Source organism: Bacteroides sp. D22 (genome assembly GCF_000163675.1).
GTDB lineage: Bacteria > Bacteroidota > Bacteroidia > Bacteroidales > Bacteroidaceae > Bacteroides > Bacteroides xylanisolvens.
In genome coordinates this window covers 14,112-30,547 of record NZ_GG774813.1, presented here as the reverse complement: position 1 = coordinate 30,547, position 16,436 = coordinate 14,112, and the positions used below count along the sequence as shown (strand labels likewise).

Annotated in this window: 14 protein-coding genes and 1 pseudogene; 4 read left to right on the top strand and 11 right to left on the bottom strand. The window is 44.7% G+C overall.

The genetic code is table 11. From position 1 onward, the window contains the following. The 4 genes and pseudogenes from HMPREF0106_RS07880 to HMPREF0106_RS07895 form a co-directional block, all read left to right on the top strand. Positions 1–214, top strand: a pseudogene (locus HMPREF0106_RS07880) (IS110 family transposase); the annotation flags it as partial. 234 nt (positions 215–448) lie between these two features. Then, complete coding sequence (locus HMPREF0106_RS07885; protein WP_004300926.1) at positions 449–1,504, top strand: efflux RND transporter periplasmic adaptor subunit; 1,056 nt, start codon at positions 449–451, stop codon at positions 1,502–1,504. A gap of 66 nt (positions 1,505–1,570) precedes the next feature. Continuing rightward, on the top strand, positions 1,571–4,603 hold the full coding sequence (locus HMPREF0106_RS07890) for an efflux RND transporter permease subunit (RefSeq protein ID WP_009040529.1): 3,033 nt from the start codon (positions 1,571–1,573) through the stop codon (positions 4,601–4,603). A 48-nt stretch (positions 4,604–4,651) separates the two neighbouring features. After that, positions 4,652–5,923, top strand: a complete 1,272-nt coding sequence (locus HMPREF0106_RS07895) for a TolC family protein (RefSeq protein WP_032851517.1) — start codon at positions 4,652–4,654, stop codon at positions 5,921–5,923. Positions 5,924–6,030: 107 nt separating this feature from the next. On the opposite strand, the gene HMPREF0106_RS07900 is transcribed toward HMPREF0106_RS07895, so the two are convergent. The 11 genes from HMPREF0106_RS07900 to HMPREF0106_RS07950 form a co-directional block, all read right to left on the bottom strand. After that, positions 6,031–6,372 carry a type II toxin-antitoxin system RelE/ParE family toxin gene (locus HMPREF0106_RS07900; RefSeq protein WP_004300933.1) on the bottom strand — a complete coding sequence of 114 codons (342 nt, stop codon included), beginning with the start codon at positions 6,370–6,372 and terminating at the stop codon, positions 6,031–6,033. Then, positions 6,362–6,625 carry a hypothetical protein gene (locus HMPREF0106_RS07905; RefSeq protein WP_004304421.1) on the bottom strand — a complete coding sequence of 88 codons (264 nt, stop codon included), beginning with the start codon at positions 6,623–6,625 and terminating at the stop codon, positions 6,362–6,364. Before HMPREF0106_RS07905 ends, HMPREF0106_RS07900 begins: the two co-directional genes overlap by 11 nt. A 103-nt stretch (positions 6,626–6,728) precedes the next feature. Next, a complete protein-coding gene (locus HMPREF0106_RS07910) occupies positions 6,729–7,964 on the bottom strand; it encodes a sodium ion-translocating decarboxylase subunit beta (RefSeq protein ID WP_004300937.1) in 1,236 nt (411 codons plus the stop codon). Then, complete coding sequence (locus HMPREF0106_RS07915) at positions 7,964–9,799, bottom strand: biotin/lipoyl-containing protein (RefSeq protein WP_009040527.1); 1,836 nt, start codon at positions 9,797–9,799, stop codon at positions 7,964–7,966. Before HMPREF0106_RS07915 ends, HMPREF0106_RS07910 begins: the two co-directional genes overlap by 1 nt. A gap of 26 nt (positions 9,800–9,825) precedes the next feature. Then, entirely contained in the window at positions 9,826–10,086 is a 261-nt protein-coding gene (locus HMPREF0106_RS07920; RefSeq protein ID WP_004300941.1) for an OadG family protein, read from the bottom strand. Positions 10,087–11,072: 986 nt separating this feature from the next. Further along, complete coding sequence (locus HMPREF0106_RS07925; protein WP_004327023.1) at positions 11,073–11,912, bottom strand: FecR family protein; 840 nt, start codon at positions 11,910–11,912, stop codon at positions 11,073–11,075. A gap of 10 nt (positions 11,913–11,922) precedes the next feature. Further along, positions 11,923–12,513: an RNA polymerase sigma factor gene (locus tag HMPREF0106_RS07930; protein ID WP_004304424.1), complete on the bottom strand. Its 591-nt coding sequence runs from the start codon at positions 12,511–12,513 to the stop codon at positions 11,923–11,925. Positions 12,514–12,590: 77 nt separating this feature from the next. Then, positions 12,591–14,165 carry a peptide chain release factor 3 gene (locus HMPREF0106_RS07935; RefSeq protein ID WP_009040526.1) on the bottom strand — a complete coding sequence of 525 codons (1,575 nt, stop codon included), beginning with the start codon at positions 14,163–14,165 and terminating at the stop codon, positions 12,591–12,593. A gap of 97 nt (positions 14,166–14,262) precedes the next feature. Then, complete coding sequence (gene rfbD, locus HMPREF0106_RS07940) at positions 14,263–15,129, bottom strand: dTDP-4-dehydrorhamnose reductase (protein ID WP_004304426.1); 867 nt, start codon at positions 15,127–15,129, stop codon at positions 14,263–14,265. Further along, positions 15,130–15,675 carry a DUF4924 family protein gene (locus tag HMPREF0106_RS07945; protein ID WP_004304427.1) on the bottom strand — a complete coding sequence of 182 codons (546 nt, stop codon included), beginning with the start codon at positions 15,673–15,675 and terminating at the stop codon, positions 15,130–15,132. Between the two features lie 11 nt (positions 15,676–15,686). Next, the gene (locus HMPREF0106_RS07950; protein WP_004310295.1) at positions 15,687–16,340 is read right to left on the bottom strand and encodes a LysE family translocator; all 654 of its coding nucleotides are present in this window, start codon (positions 16,338–16,340) and stop codon (positions 15,687–15,689) included. Between the last annotated feature and the right edge of the window lie 96 nt (positions 16,341–16,436).

Genomic DNA, 16,436 nt, shown 5'->3' with positions numbered 1-16,436 from the left:
GGGAGCAAAACTATTGAAAGCGGATCTTTCACAAGCTGCTAATTCAGCGATTGTATGGGATAAGGAAATGAAAGAGTATTATGAAAGGAAAAGGAAGGAAGGGAAAGCTTATGGAGTAGTGCTAAATGCAGTCAAGTTTAAACTAGTAGGAAGAATGTTTGCTGTGGTCAAAAGGGGAACACCCTTTGTGGAGTTAATGACTTACAAAAAGTAAACGGACTGAAATAGCCCGTTTAATTTCTTTAACTGTTTTTTATAGGCCTATTATTTGCATAGGTCTTAGAATTCTGTGGTGAACTCGTAAAGTTCCCGTTTTTTTTGTGTTCCATATAAAGGTTAAGAGGCAGGATATGAAAAGACAGGAATGTTGAACATAAATAAACAGGAGTTGTTTTAGTATATTATTCGCTATTTATCAACGCAAAACCTCTAAACATCAACGTGGTATATGAAAAAGGAATTTGGATTCGTCCTGGCGGCTGCAATCTTGCTGGCTGGCTGCGGACAGAAAAAAGAAACGACAACGACAACTGCACGTCCTGTAAAGACTACGATTGTCGAGTCAAGATCGATTATCAGAAAAGATTTCTCGGGAATCGTGGAAGCGGTGGAATATGTGAAGCTGGCTTTCCGGGTCAACGGACAAATCATCCAGCTTCCTGTCATCGAAGGACAGAAAGTGAAAAAAGGACAACTCATCGCGGCTATCGACCCCAGAGACATCGCGTTGCAATATGCCGCCACGAAATCGGCATACGAAACGGCTTCGGCACAAGTGGAACGTAACAAACGGCTCCTCTCCCGGCAAGCGATCTCCGTACAGGAATATGAAATCAGCCTCGCCAACTTCCAGAAGGCGAAGTCTGAATACGAACTGTCTGCCAACAATATGCGCGACACCAAGCTGACAGCTCCTTTCGACGGTTCTATCGAAAAACGACTGGTGGAAAACTATCAGCGTGTCAACTCCGGTGAGGGTATCGTGCAGCTTGTCAATACACACAATCTGCGTATCAAATTCACCATTCCGGATGCGTATCTTTATTTGTTGCGTGCCAAGGACCCGCGTTTCCTTGTAGAGTTCGACACATTTAAAGGACACGTGTTTCAAGCGAAACTGGAAGAATATCTTGATATTTCTACGGATGGCACAGGAATTCCGGTCAGCATCACGATTGACGATCCGTCATTCGACCGCGATCTGTATGCTGTGAAACCCGGTTTCACGTGCAGCATCCGTTTCACGGCAGATGTAGGCCCGTTGGTGCAGGATAGCTGGACGATTGTACCGCTTAGTGCCGTATTCGGTGAAAGCGAAGGGAATAAAATGTATGTCTGGGTGGTAGAAGACAATAAAGTCCACAAACGGGAAGTGACCGTCAACGCCCCGACCGGAGAAGCACAGGCGCTCATCTCGGAAGGTTTGAAACCCGGTGAAAAAATCGTCATAGCAGGCGTATACCAACTAGTAGAAGGAGAATCTATCACAACTGTTGACAGGTGATAGTTGGTAAATGATTATGTAATCATTTATCCGCTGTCATTCATCAATTATCAACGATCATTTATTATGAGTTTAGCCAAATATTCATTAGATAATACGAAAATCATCTATTTCTTTCTTGCTGTATTGCTGATTGGGGGAATCACTTCCTTCGGCAAGCTGGGTAAGAAAGAGGATGCTCCTTTCGTCATAAAGTCGGCGGTTATTATGACCCGCTATCCGGGTGCCGAACCGGCAGAAGTGGAGCGGTTGATTACCGAGCCTATCTCTCGTGAGATTCAAAGTATGAGCGGTGTGTACAAGATAAAATCGGAATCGATGTACGGGCTCTCAAAAATCACATTCGAGTTGCAACCTTCCTTGTCGGCAAGCTCCATTCCGCAGAAGTGGGATGAATTGCGACGGAAGGTGCTAAATATACAGCCACAATTGCCGAGCGGTGCTTCCGCACCGACGGTTTCCGATGATTTCGGCGACGTGTTCGGCATCTATTACGGTCTGACGGCGGACGACGGTTACACATACGAAGAGATGCGCAACTGGGCGGAACGAATCAAGACACAGGTAGTGACGGCGGACGGGGTGATGAAAGTCGCCCTATTCGGGACGCAGACGGAGGTGGTCAATATTTTTATTTCCACCAATAAGCTCGTAGGTATGGGCATCGACCCGAAACAACTTGCCAGTCTGTTGCAATCGCAGAACCAGATTATCAATACCGGAGAAATCCGTGCCGGCGAGCAACAGCTCCGGGTGACCGCCAACGGTATGTATACCACCGTAGACGATATCCGCAACCAGGTGATTACCACCAAAGCCGGACAAGTGAAACTGGGCGATATCGCCGTCATCGAAAAAGGGTACATGGACCCTCCATCCAACATCATGCACGTGAACGGCAAACGTGCCATCGGCATCGGCGTCTCCACCGACCCGCAACGGGACGTGGTGCAGACGGGCAAAAACGTGAAAGCCAAACTGGACGAATTGCTGCCACTGATGCCTGTGGGACTGGAACTGCAAAGCCTGTATCTGGAAAACGAAATTGCCAACGAAGCCAACAACGGATTTATCATCAATCTGATCGAATCGATTCTGATTGTTATTGTGATTATCATGTTGGTGATGGGTTTGCGCGCAGGTGTGCTGATCGGCTCGTCACTGATTTTCTCTATTGGCGGCACATTGCTTATCATGTCTTTCTTCGGTGTCGGGCTGAACCGTACTTCGTTGGCGGGATTTATCATCGCCATGGGGATGCTGGTGGATAACGCCATCGTGGTGACAGACAATGCACAGATTGCCATCGCCCGCGGAGTAGACCGGCGGAAAGCGCTGATAGACGGAGCAACCGGTCCGCAATGGGGATTGCTTGGGGCTACGTTCATCGCTATCTGTTCGTTCCTCCCGCTCTACCTTGCTCCTTCTGCCGTGGCGGAAATCGTGAAACCGCTTTTTGTGGTGCTTGCCATCTCGCTGGGATTGAGCTGGGTGCTCGCGCTGACGCAAACCACTGTTTTCGGTAATTTCATCCTGAAAGCGAAAGCAAAGGACGGCACGAAAGACCCGTATGACAAACCGTTCTATCACAAATTCGCCTCCATCCTCCGCACGCTGATTCGTAGGAAAACATTGACACTGGGTTCGATGGTAGTGCTCTTTGTTGCTTCGCTGGTTATCATGGGGACGATGCCGCAAAACTTCTTCCCTTCTCTCGATAAGCCTTATTTCCGGGCAGACGTGTTCTATCCCGACGGGTATAGCATCAATGATGTAGTGAAAGAGATGAAATCCGTAGAAGAGCATCTGGCAAAGCAGCCGGAAGTGAAGAAAGTATCGATCACCTTCGGCAGCACGCCGTTAAGGTATTACCTGGCTTCTACTTCGGTGGGCCCGAAACCGAATTTTGCCAATGTATTGGTTGAATTGACGGACAGTAAATATACAAAAGAGTATGAAGAAGATTTCGATGCGTACATGAAGGCGAATTATCCGAATGCGATTACCCGTACCAGTCTGTTCAAACTGTCGCCTGCGGTGGATGCCGCTATCGAAATCGGGTTTATCGGTCCGAATGTGGACACGCTTGTGGCGCTCACCAACCAGGCTTTGGAGATTATGCACCGGAATCCGGATTTAATCAATGTGCGCAATTCGTGGGGAAATAAAGTTCCTGTATGGAAGCCTGTATATAGTCCCGAACGGGCGCAACCGTTAGGGGTATCGCGTCAGGGAATGGCACAAAGTATCCAGATCGGAACCACAGGTATGACGCTTGGAGAGTACCGGCAGGGCGATCAGGTGCTTCCTATCTTATTGAAGGATAACACAGTGGATTCGTTCCGCATCAATGACCTGCGCACGTTGCCCGTGTTCGGCACGGGGAATGAGACGACCAGTCTGGAACAGGTGGTATCGGAATTTGATTTCCAATATCGTTTCTCGAATGTGAAAGATTACAACCGGCAAATGGTGATGATGGCGCAATGCGATCCGCGTCGCGGAGTGAATGCGATTGCTGCTTTCAATGAGGTTTGGCCGCTGGTGCAGAAAGAGATTAAAGTGCCGGAGGGGTATACGATGAAGTATTTCGGGGAACAGGAAAGTCAGGTGGAGTCTAACGAGGCGTTGGCCAAGAATTTACCGTTGACGTTCTTCCTGATGTTCGTCACGCTGTTGTTCCTGTTCAGAACGTATCGTAAGCCGACAGTGATCTTGTTGATGTTACCGCTTATTTTTATCGGTATCGTTTTGGGATTGGTGTTGCTAGGCAAGTCGTTCGACTTCTTCTCCATCCTTGGTTTGCTCGGACTGATTGGGATGAATATCAAAAATGCGATTGTACTGGTGGAACAGATTGATCTGGAAGCAAAAACGGGCAAAAAACCGTTGGATGCTGTTGTCAGTGCTACAACGAGTCGTATTGTCCCCGTAGCAATGGCGTCCGGCACTACCATTCTGGGTATGTTGCCATTGTTGTTCGACGCGATGTTCGGCGGTATGGCGGCTACGATTATGGGAGGCCTGTTGGTGGCTTCGGCTCTGACGCTGTTTGTTCTTCCGGTAGCTTATTGTGCCATTCAGAGAATCAAAGGCTAATTGCCTTCTCTTATATGAAACTTGAATTTATTGTATAGATTGAATAAAATGAAAACTCAACTTATAACTCTGTCTCTGCTGCTCCTTGGCCTCACAGCCGGAGCACAGCAGCCCTATCTTAGCCGGGAAGCTTACCGGGATAAAGTGGAAGCTTACAGTCAAATTCTGAAGCAACAGAAACTAAAGACGATGGCAAGTACGGAAGCACGGAAGATTGCTCACACGGGATTCTTGCCCAAAATTGATGTCAATGCGGACGGGACCCTCAACATGAGCGACCTTAATGCCTGGAACGAACCGGTAGGCGAATACCGCAACCACACCTATCAAGGTGTATTTATCGTCTCGCAACCGTTGTACACGGGCGGGGCACTCAACGCCCAGCACAAGATTGCCAAAGCGGACGAGAAGCTGAATCAACTAAATGAGGAGCTTACCATCGACCAGATTCATTATCAGAGCGATGCAGTTTATTGGAATGCTTCCGCTTCACAGGCTATGTTGCAGGCGGCGGACAAGTATCAAAGTATTGTGAAGCAACAGTATGACATCATTCAGGATCGTTTCAACGACGGGATGATTAGTCGAACGGACTTATTAATGATTTCCACCCGGTTGAAAGAAGCGGAATTGCAATATATCAAGGCGCGTCAGAACTATACGCTGGCGCTGCAAAAGCTGAATATCCTGATGGGAGAAGAGCCGAACAATCCCGTAGACAGTCTGTACACGATTGACACGGCTTCCGCTCCGGTGCAGATACTTTCTCTGGAGAATGTACTGCAACGTCGCGCGGATTACGAAAGTACGGAAGTAAACATCATGAAAAGTCAGGCGCAACGCAAAGCGGCTCTTAGCCAGTTCAACCCGCAATTGAATATGTATTTCAGCGGTGGATGGGCTACAGCTACACCTAACCTCGGTTATGATGTTTCTTTCAATCCCATCGTCGGCATTAACCTGAATATACCGATCTTCCGTTGGGGAGCCCGGTTCAAAACAAACCGTCAGCAGAAAGCGTATATCAGCATACAGAAACTGCAACAAAGTTATGTGACGGATAATATCAACGAGGAACTTTCTGCCGCCCTAACCAAACTGACGGAAACGGAATATCAAGTGAAAACCGCCAAAGAGACTATGAATCTGGCTAATGAAAATCTTGATTTGGTTTCTTTCTCGTATAATGAAGGAAAGGCAAACATGGTGGATGTGCTCTCCGCGCAATTGTCATGGACGCAGGCGCACACCAATCTGATTAATGCGTATCTGTCGGAAAAGATGGCGGTAGCGGAATACAGAAAGGTTATCAGTGAATAAATTTAGAAACAAAAGAAACTTGTTCACAAAGTCTTAGTCTTATAAAAGAAATCGTCCTGTTATCACGTAACCGTGAAACAGGACGATTTCTTTTTATATCATAAGGATTACAAAATACCGTTTTGCTTCAGGATATCTTCTATTTCCTTATCTGTGATATTTGCACGTTCTGACTTATCATAAATAGTGAGCAATTTTATCTCTGTATCTATTTCTGTCCAGATTATCGTATAGGTTATCACCCGTGCACCTCCACTTTTACCTTTATTTTTCGAAGTTATCGCTATACGTATTTTACGAAGATTGTTGCCCAAACTGACTCCTTGTTCAGGATTTAATAACAAATCATTTCCAAAATTCCTAAGATCTTCTTTCAACGATTTATACCGTTTTGACAAATGCTTCATTTCCCTTAAAAATTCGAGGGTAACGCTTATTCTATATTTCATTAAGGGCATCATCTAATGACTTAAACTCCAACTTACCCTCCAGATTCAGTTTCAGTTCCTTACACGCCTGATCTAAGCTTGCCAGAATCTCCGCCTTTGTCTGGTAGGGAGCTGCTTCCTCTGCGACAACATTCGTTTGCTCTTCTTCACAACTCAACATCGATTTCACTCTCCGCAGAATAGCGACATCATCCACATCCAGAATCCGCCGAATCAGTTCGTTCTTTTCGGCTTCCAATGACATTGCACTCATACGCTTGCTATTTTTACTGTTATACATTCACACAAAGATAACGCTATCAAACGAATCTTCCAAGTGTGAATGTATAAAAAGTCTTTTTCAGGCAGGAATTATCTTACGCAAGGAAGGAGATCAACACACCCGCAGCTACGGCAGAACCGATTACTCCGGAGATGTTGCTTGCCATGCAATACTGCAATACGTGATTCTTCGGATCGTATTTCAAAGCAATCTCATTGGCTACACGGCTCGCCATCGGAACGGCACTCAAACCAGTAGCACCGATAAGCGGATTGATTTTCTTCTTCGAGAAGAGATTTACCAGTTTCACAAAGAAAATACCACCGGTTATAGAAAGTGCAAATGCAAGGAATCCACCGATCACAATACCGATTGTTGTCCAGTTGAGGAATGCTTCGGCTGTCATCGTTGCTCCTACAGACAGTCCGAGGAAGATGGTGGCAGCATTCATGATGCTATTGGAAGCGGCATCGAACAAGCGGAATGTGTTAGTTCCGATTTCTTTCACCAGATTACCAAACATCAACATCCCCACCAAAGGCACTGCACTTGGCACGAAGAGGGCAACAATAGTAGTTACCACAATCGGGAAGATAATCTTCAATACACGCAGGTTCTTGATTTCAGTCTTCGAAGGGTACTTCTTTTCCTGTTCTTTCATGTTGATGCTCAACTCTTTCTTCGTACAGAACAGTTTCACTACCAGCGGAATAATCACCGGAACGAGCGCCATATACGAATAAGCGGCAATGGCAATCGGGCCCAGCAAATGCGGCGCCAGTTTGATGGTGGTAAAGATGGCTGTCGGACCATCCGCACCACCGATAATGCCCAGAGAAGCGGCTTCCTGTGGAGTGAATCCCATCAGGATGGCTACCAGCAACACGGTAAAGATACCCAACTGTGCAGCTGCACCGAATATAGAAAGATGCAGGTTACGCAACATCGGCCCGAAGTCCGTCAGCGCACCGACACCCATAAAGATGATCGGAGGCAGGAAACCTGTTTTAATCAACATATAGTAGATGAAGTTCATGATTCCCAGTTCGTGGGCAATGTCATGCAAAGGCATTTCCCAGATGTTCTTCAACACTCCGTTTACCATCACCATACCATTTTCGTCGGCCTGAATCACGCCCATATCTCCTCCGGGGAAGTTGGCTAGCAACACACCGAAAGCGATGGGGACAAGCAGCAACGGCTCGTACTGTTTCTTAATACCCAAATAGAGCAGAACGAACGCGATGGCATACATTATCAGGAACTGCGGTTCGGCAATGATATTGCTGAACGCAGTCATGTCATATAAGTTCTCAAATATTTCGTTCATTATCCTATCTTCATTAATATGTCATCTTCTGAAACAGCATCTCCCGGGTTGACACAGATAGCAGTCACTGTACCGCCAAACTCTGCACGGATGGCATTGTAGGTCTTCATCGCTTCTACATAGCAGATTACATCACCTTCTTTCACAGTGTCACCTACTTGCAAAGGAGTTTCCTGCGCACCTTTCACTAAGAAGAACTTGCCTTCCAACGGAGAAAGTACTTCTTTACCCTCTCCTGCCGGAGCAGCGGCAGCACCCGCAGGAGCAGCAGGTAGTTCGGTATCACCGTATGCTACCGTCACACGATAGGCCTGTCCGTCCACTTGTACGGTCAGTGTCTTCGGTTTGGCATCTTCTTCCGGAGATTTATCTTTTTCGGCACGACGTTTGACTACGTCTTCCAGGAAGTCTTCTTTTGCTTTGCCACTCTTGTAAGCCTCATATTGAGCCGGGTGCATAGCATATTCGAAGAGTTCTTCGTCGTCCTGTCCTACTTCCCATTTGTTCTCTTTCATCAGTTTGCGATATTTGTCGAGGGCATCGGGATAGTTATTCTGCGGATCACCTTCAAAGAACTTACGGCCTTCACGTTCTGCCTTTTCAATGATTTCGGGAGCAAGTTTGCCCGGCAGACGTCCGGCTTTACCCAGAATCATATCCCAGATATCATCGGCAATCATTCCCCAACGTTCTTTTCCTTTTTCCATAGCCATCACATTCATCATGGCGAGGTTCTTCACGTATTGGCTGAACGGAGTCACCAATGGAGGATAACCGACACGAGGCCATACGTATGCCACTTCATCAAACAGCTTGATAAGAAGCTGGTCTTGCGTCATAAACGGCAGATTGTGTTTTGCCTTATATTTATTGATTGATTCCAGATTGGATTCGAGATCGGCCATCAAACTACCCATCATACCGCCGGGAAGTCCGGGAGCAATCAGCAAAGAGTTCATCAGACGGTTTTTCGGGCTGATATACAAGCCGAGGAAGTCGTCCATAAATTCCTGAATCATGCCGCGCACTTTCATGTAGGCTTCCATATTGATTTCGGGCACTTGATATCCGGCGTCTTTCAGCATCGCCTGCACACTAAGCAAGTCAGCATGGCCTGTTCCCCATGATAGTGGTTCCATGCCTACGTCGATGTAGTCGCAACCGGCTTCGCATACTTCGAGGATGCTTGCCATATTGAATCCGGGACCTGCATGACTGTGATACTGAACGGGGATTTCGGGATGTGCCGCCTTGATATTTGCTACGATCTTACCTAACGATACAGGACGGCCGATACCTGCCATGTCTTTGATACAGATTTCGTCTGCTCCCAGTTTGATAAGTTCCAGCGCCATATTGGTGTAGTACTCTACGGTATGGATAGGCGAATGAGTGATGCAAAGCGAGCATTGCGAAATCATGCCTGCTTCCTTTGCGTATGTGATGGAAGGAGCAATGTTACGCACGTCGTTCAATCCGCAGAACGTACGGGTAATGTCTGTTCCTTGTGCTTTCTTTACTTTGTAGAATAATTTGCGGACGTCTGCCGGAACGGGGCTCATACGGAGTCCGTTCAGTGCGCGGTCGAGCATGTGGGTTTGAATACCGGCTTCATGGAACGGTTTTGTCCATTCGCGTACCGCTTTATTCGGGTTTTCACCAAACAATAAATTTACCTGTTCAAAACCTCCGCCGTTTGTTTCTACGCGGGCAAAACAGCCCATTTCAATGATGGCAGGAGCTACCTTTACGAGTTGGTCTACACGAGGTACGTATTTTCCGGCAGATTGCCACATATCTCGGAAAACCAAACTAAACTTTACTTCTCTTTTCATGTCTTTCAGTGATATTCTTTATAGATTTATAATTTTTCTACTTTAGTGATTTTTCCTTTACCTTGTGTCACCACATTTACAGCAGCTGTAATGGCGGCTAAGATGTTTCCCGGAACAGGGGCAGGACCTTGCGATGCTTCCCGCTTCACAGGAACCACTTCTTCAGGAGCATACTTGTTGACTAATGTAATCAACAACTTACCTAAATAAATCACAATCAGCAGAATAACAAACACGGTAGCCATTCCGACCACCATCAGCAGGATCGCTGTTTCGATATTTTCCATATAATAAACTATTAGTATTTTAAGTTGTTCGTCTAAAAAGCGTCCGAAAATACCAAATTTTTATTATAAAATAAATTAAGAAAGGAATATAATGTATAAAAACGTCATTTCTCTGATTGGAAAACTGGGGAAGTTTAATGATTTATGATTTATAATTTATGATTTATGATTTAGCGTGCCATCCACATCTAAACTAAATTCCCATTTATCTTATTTACTATCTGCTTCTATTGCACAACCCAAATAGTAAATGGTAAATAGTCCAATAGTAAATCGTCCTATCTATCGTCCCTACAAAAAAATGTGAGAGAAAGCCCCTCAACTTTCTCTCACACTCTGATAAAACAATTATTAAATAAAAATACTCAATGATAGACCGGTTCAGCCCTTTTCTGGTTTCATACCCTCTTAACCTACTATTAAACTACCAGATAAAAAACCGGTCTTGTTAAACCTCTCATGGGCCATCACGGCTTTCATTCTTTTAATTAGCGTAGCAGTCTAGTTGAAAAACCCTTTTTTTTAAGCCAACTAAGTCTGTTTAATCGGAAAAAACAAGCCTCTAAAGCTCATATCACGTCCGATGAGGGAATCTTTCCGGCTTACGTTTGTGGCAGGAATAATTCATCTGCCGCTGTCTATTGTTTGCTTTGAGCCCTAGTTTGCATTTCTTTTAAAACATTGTTTGTTTTGGGTTAAATTTAAATTTTATAAAAAGCATCTATTGTTTGTTTTGAGTTTAGCTTGTAATTCTCTATAAAACATCTATTGTTTGTTCTGAATCCCGGCCTTATTTCTGCCGGATAATTTCTAATTTCTTCTACAACATTTAATCTTCTAATCAATTCTACCGTTTTCTTCAAATATCATTAAATAGCTCATCTATTAGAAAGAGAAGCATCCGTTGTTTTTTTACCAAGAAAAAATGAAGAAAATTTGAAGAAAAACAAAAAAGCCTCTTCTGGATAGTCAGAAGAGGCTTTTTTTTATTTTAAAATAATTTCTTTCCCTCGAATTTGATAACTGATTCCACACGATCCAAAGACTTTTTCCAGTGTGGCGTTCAGGTCTTTTGTTAAGACCGTCCCGTTGTAGGTCAGCCCCTCGCATTTCTCATGTCCGACGACTGTTACTTCAAATATATGCTCAATATCTGCCACTACATTTATTAGCGGATCGTCTTCATACCCCAACACCTCGGGGAACTCCGATTCTTCTGCCTTTTTCTCTACCGGCACAATCTTGTTCTCATCGCAATGAACGCTTTCCCCGGCAAGCAATGTACGCTTACCTACAGCAGTCTCGACTTGCACACTTCCTTCCTCACAGTTGACGGTCATCTTCTTTCCTTGCTGATCGATGAGGAATTTCGTTCCCAGTACGGTTACGTCGCCGGCTTCTGTACGGACCGTGAATGTCTTGCCTTTGGTTACGTTAAAAGAGGCTTTACCCAATAGTTGCAATTTGCGCTCCCAAAGCCATGTGATATGATTGTAAGTCAGGCGGGAATTTTCCATCACCTGCACAGTACTGCCATCCGGCAATTCATAGTTCATAGCAGTGTTATCAGTCACCACCTTTTCTTCTGCCAGGAAGTAACCGCCTATCCCCAAAAGAAGGACAACTGCCGCTGCCACTCCCCATGAGAAAGAGAAACTTCTCCCCGCACCTTGCTTTCTTCTCCGGCTTAAGGCGATCTTATGGCTCTCCTCACGTTGCAACTTCAGCTTATCACCTATTTCTTTTTTACGAGAAAAGATTTCGCCAACCAGAGGAAGTTTTCCTTCTTCTAAGTATTTATCTAAAGATTCTGTCCACTTTTCCATATCTCACACCTCAATTAAAAATCCACAAATTAGCTGCTACCAACAACAAGAAAGATTTGCTCATACGCTCCCGCAAACTGGAGATAGCCATATGAGTAGTATTGTAAACCGTACGTGAAGTGAGTCCCATCACCTGGGCTATTTCTTCCGGACTCATCTTCTTATAGTACTTAAGATACAATACCTCCCGCTGTTGCTTTGTCAAATTGTTCAGCTCTTTCTGTAAAACTTCCAGCTGTTCTTTTTCCAACTCTGAATGGATAATAGCAGTTTCAATATCGATCTCCAGATCAAACTGATATTCGTTTGTGCCTACTTCATCCAGTGATTTTAATGAGCCACTATTCTCCTTTTTCAGTTCGTTCACTATCATGTGTCTCAACGAAACACATAAGTAAGCGGGTATGGATTGAGGAGCCGTGCAAGTTTCTCTTTTCTCAAAGATGTAAACAAACAACGACTGTATCGCCTCGGTTACCAGAGTCTCATCACCGGCTATCTTCATGCCATATCCATACAGTAAATCTGCATATTGCTCATAAAGCTGCCGGAATGCCTCTTCATCCCCTTGCTGAATTTTATCCCAGGATAGTGTCTTCATTTCTATTCACTCATTTATATGAGATATTTTTTTCCTTTTTTTACCTGATTTTTTAGTTAAAATCAACGGAATATGTTTTAAAACTCACTTGTAAAGTGGAATTTGATGTGTTTAAAGTCCATCTGCGCCATCTGAAGTACATAACCGGAGTCTGCCAGGAACACATCGCGCCCTTCTCTATCCTTTGCCATATACTGGTATTTACGTTTCTTGAAGGCTTCCAGTTCTGCGGGATCATCGCTTTCTACCCAACAGGCTTTATAAAGACTTACCGGTTCCCAGCGACAGGACGCATTGTATTCATTCAACAAACGGTACTGAATGACCTCAAACTGCAACTGTCCCACCGTACCGATAATCTTACGGCCATTGAACTGATTGACAAACAACTGTGCCACACCTTCATCCATCAACTGATCGATACCTTTCGCCAACTGTTTCTGCTTCATCGGATCGGCATTTTCAATATACTTGAACATCTCCGGCGAGAAGCTCGGCAATCCGCGGAAATGAAGCATTTCACCTTCTGTCAGCGTATCGCCAATCTTAAAGGTACCATTATCCGGCAGACCGATAATATCTCCTGCATAAGCTTCATCAATCGTTGTTTTACGCTGTGCCATAAATTGGGTGGGCGATGAAAAACGCATGGTCTTTCCATGACGAACGTGCACATAGGGAGCATTGCGGACAAACTTGCCGGAGCAAATCTTACAGAATGCCACACAAGAACGGTGATTGGGATCAATATTGGCTGTGATCTTAAAGATGAATCCGGTGAATTTCGGTTCGTCGGGATTCACTTCACGCTCTTCTGCCTGTACGGGACGAGGACTGGGAGCTATCTCCACGAAACAGTTCAGCAGCTCTTGCACACCGAAGTTGTTCAACGCTGATCCGAAGAATACAGGTGCACAGTCTCCTGCGAGATAGGATTCCGAATCAAATTCGGGATAAACACCTTCGATCAGTTCCAGATCACCACGCAGCTTGTCTGCCAATGGCTTGCCAATCTGCTGATCCAGTTCTTCCGTATGAATATCGACTGCCACTTTTTCCGTTACCATCTGTTTGGATGGCTGGTACAAGTCCAGTTTCTGTTCGTAGATGTTGTATACTCCTTTGAAACGTGCTCCCTGCTCTATCGGCCAGGACAAGGGACGAACCTGAATCATCAGTTCTTCTTCGAGTTCATCGAGCAAGTCGAACGGTTCTTTTCCTTCACGGTCCATTTTGTTGACGAAGATTATTACCGGAGTCTTTCTCATGCGGCATACCTCCATCAGTTTACGCGTCTGCGTTTCCACCCCCTTCGCACCGTCTACAACGATGATAACACTGTCTACAGCAGTCAGTGTGCGGTATGTATCTTCAGCAAAGTCCTGGTGACCCGGAGTATCGAGAATGTTGATTTTATAATCCCGATAGTCGAACTCCATCACGGAAGTCGTTACCGAAATACCACGTTGTTTCTCGATTTCCATCCAGTCGGACGTAGCCGTCTTTTTTATCTTATTACTCTTTACAGCACCTGCTACCTGTATCTGACCACCGAAAAGCAATAGCTTTTCCGTCAATGATGTCTTACCGGCATCCGGATGCGCAATAATGGCGAACGTTCGCCGTCTCAAAATTTCTGTATTATCTGCCATATATTAATATGAATGAAGAATGAAGAATGATGAATGATGAATGATGAATGATGAAAGAAGAATTGTTACGCTATCTATAAAGCCGCATCGAAATTCTTCATTCTTCATTTTTCATTCCTAATTTTATCAAGCATTGTTTGAGGCTCTCCTCCCAATGAGGAATCTCTATATCGAACGTTGTTTTTATTTTTGTTTTATCAAGCACGGAATATGCCGGGCGGTTTGCTTTCGCGGGATATTCGGCTGTATGCAAAGGTTTCACTTTGCAGGTGGTTATTCCTGCCAGACGATGAATAGCTACCGTGAAATCATACCAGGAACAAACTCCCTCATTGCTGAAATGGTAGATACCGCGAACAATACCTTTATTAATAATAGCATAGATGGCCCGTGCCAGGTCATTGGCATACGTCGGAGTCCCGATCTGGTCGAAAACAACTCCCAGGCTGTCACGCTCTTTTCCAAGACGAAGCATCGTCTTTACGAAATTATTGCCAAAAATAGAATAGAGCCATGCGGTACGGATAACGACTGCTTGCTCGCAGTGATTCATTACCTCCTTTTCTCCTTCCAGTTTAGTGGTGCCATATACAGAATCCGGGCAAGGATTGCAGTCTTCCGTGTATGGAGTATGCGCAGTACCGTCAAATACATAATCAGTAGATACTTGTATCATGGCAGCACCATTGGCTTGGGCCGCACTTGCCAGTTGTTTCGGTGCTTCACAATTCAATTTGTATGCTAATTCTTGATTATCTTCAGCTTTATCTACAGCTGTATAAGCAGCACAATTAACAACAAGCTCAATCTGCTTCTCTGCCATATAAGTCCACACAGCTTGCTTGTCGCAGATGTCGAGTTCCTGCACATCTGTGAAATAATACGTATGTTGCGGGTTCTCTTTCGCAAGCACCTGCATCTCATTGCCAAGCTGACCGTTGGCACCCGTTACTAAAATTCTCATTTATTCATCCAGTTTTAATTCACCTTTACGGTCTTTATCATAATAATTTGCCAACATAGAAAGGAAACTAGTGATAGCTTCCACTGCCTTGGCAGTTCCTTCGCTGATAGGCTTCTTTTGAAGACGAAGCAGGAGTACTCCATACAACGCTTCAAAACAGGTTTCCAGTTCGGGTTCATCTTTCTTGCCGTTTTTATTCCGTAATTCTACGATAAACGGTAATGCCTTGAAATAAGCAGCACTGTAAAAAGGAAATTTAGGAGAAGAGGACAATGCGTTGTGCAACTCTGTCAGATTGATAATTACATTTTTATTAATCTGCAGATGACCCTTTTCCCGTACTCCTTCCTCGCCCATCATCGTAATCAGGTTGGTATACCATTCTCGCATGGCAGGCCGCTGTTCTTCCGGATAGCGGGCAATTACATTTGCCTCCATCTCTTCCGGTTCACAATGATTGGCACGGATCAAGTCTTCCTCTTGCCACATATATATAAGGTATTCGGCAATATTCTTCTCTTTCAGTTGTTGTGCTATCTGATTCATTATGTTATCTCTTAATAAAGTGACTCTCCCAACAAAGTATAAATCAATCCGGCAACAGATACCAGCATTACGATACTTCCTACAACACGATTCAGTATCCAGATACCACGTAAATTGAATTTAGTGCGCACCTTATTCACAAAATAAGTGATACCCAACCACCAGGTCAATGCTCCTATAGCAATTGCAAGATATCCCGTGATCTCTTCAAAGACCAGCACCCCCGGCTGCACAAAGGCAAAACGGGCGAAAAGTCCGATAAACAGAAAGATTATCAAGGGATTGGAGAGAGTGACGAAAAATGCGGTAATAAAGTTATGGAAATAAGAACCTTTGCTGGAGGAAGCCGGACGAATGGACTGCACCGGGTTGCTACGAAAGGTATATATACCAAAAAGGAGTAGCATGATGCTCCCCAATAATTGCAGATAGAAAATATTCTTATTAATATAATCGAACACAAAGCTCATCCCGTAGCCGGTGAGCAAAGCGTATGCTATATCGCTCAAAGAGGCTCCCAGACCTGTTACAAATCCATACCAACGCCCCTTATTCAAAGTCCTCTGGATGCATAATACGCCCACCGGACCGAGGGGTGCGGACACAACAACGCCAATAATAAAGCCTTTCACTAATATATCGAATATTGTCTCTATCTGAATCATGTCGCAAATATCGCACTTTTTTGTGATATGGGGATAGTATATTAACGTTTTTTCCACACAAGAATCACTATATATAGCGATAATAAGTAAAACGTA

What these genes read in the sequence shown, in the direction of transcription:
- HMPREF0106_RS07885 (WP_004300926.1), top strand. Translation starts at nt 449, where the DNA reads ATGAAAAAGGAATTTGGATTCGTCCTGGCGGCTGCAATCTTGCTGGCT.
- HMPREF0106_RS07890 (WP_009040529.1), top strand. Translation starts at nt 1,571, where the DNA reads ATGAGTTTAGCCAAATATTCATTAGATAATACGAAAATCATCTATTTC.
- HMPREF0106_RS07895 (WP_032851517.1), top strand. Translation starts at nt 4,652, where the DNA reads ATGAAAACTCAACTTATAACTCTGTCTCTGCTGCTCCTTGGCCTCACA.
- HMPREF0106_RS07900 (WP_004300933.1), bottom strand. Translation starts at nt 6,372, where the DNA reads ATGAAATATAGAATAAGCGTTACCCTCGAATTTTTAAGGGAAATGAAG.
- HMPREF0106_RS07905 (WP_004304421.1), bottom strand. Translation starts at nt 6,625, where the DNA reads ATGAGTGCAATGTCATTGGAAGCCGAAAAGAACGAACTGATTCGGCGG.
- HMPREF0106_RS07910 (WP_004300937.1), bottom strand. Translation starts at nt 7,964, where the DNA reads ATGAACGAAATATTTGAGAACTTATATGACATGACTGCGTTCAGCAAT.
- HMPREF0106_RS07915 (WP_009040527.1), bottom strand. Translation starts at nt 9,799, where the DNA reads ATGAAAAGAGAAGTAAAGTTTAGTTTGGTTTTCCGAGATATGTGGCAA.
- HMPREF0106_RS07920 (WP_004300941.1), bottom strand. Translation starts at nt 10,086, where the DNA reads ATGGAAAATATCGAAACAGCGATCCTGCTGATGGTGGTCGGAATGGCT.
- HMPREF0106_RS07925 (WP_004327023.1), bottom strand. Translation starts at nt 11,912, where the DNA reads ATGGAAAAGTGGACAGAATCTTTAGATAAATACTTAGAAGAAGGAAAA.
- HMPREF0106_RS07930 (WP_004304424.1), bottom strand. Translation starts at nt 12,513, where the DNA reads ATGAAGACACTATCCTGGGATAAAATTCAGCAAGGGGATGAAGAGGCA.
- HMPREF0106_RS07935 (WP_009040526.1), bottom strand. Translation starts at nt 14,165, where the DNA reads ATGGCAGATAATACAGAAATTTTGAGACGGCGAACGTTCGCCATTATT.
- rfbD (WP_004304426.1), bottom strand. Translation starts at nt 15,129, where the DNA reads ATGAGAATTTTAGTAACGGGTGCCAACGGTCAGCTTGGCAATGAGATG.
- HMPREF0106_RS07945 (WP_004304427.1), bottom strand. Translation starts at nt 15,675, where the DNA reads ATGAATCAGATAGCACAACAACTGAAAGAGAAGAATATTGCCGAATAC.
- HMPREF0106_RS07950 (WP_004310295.1), bottom strand. Translation starts at nt 16,340, where the DNA reads ATGATTCAGATAGAGACAATATTCGATATATTAGTGAAAGGCTTTATT.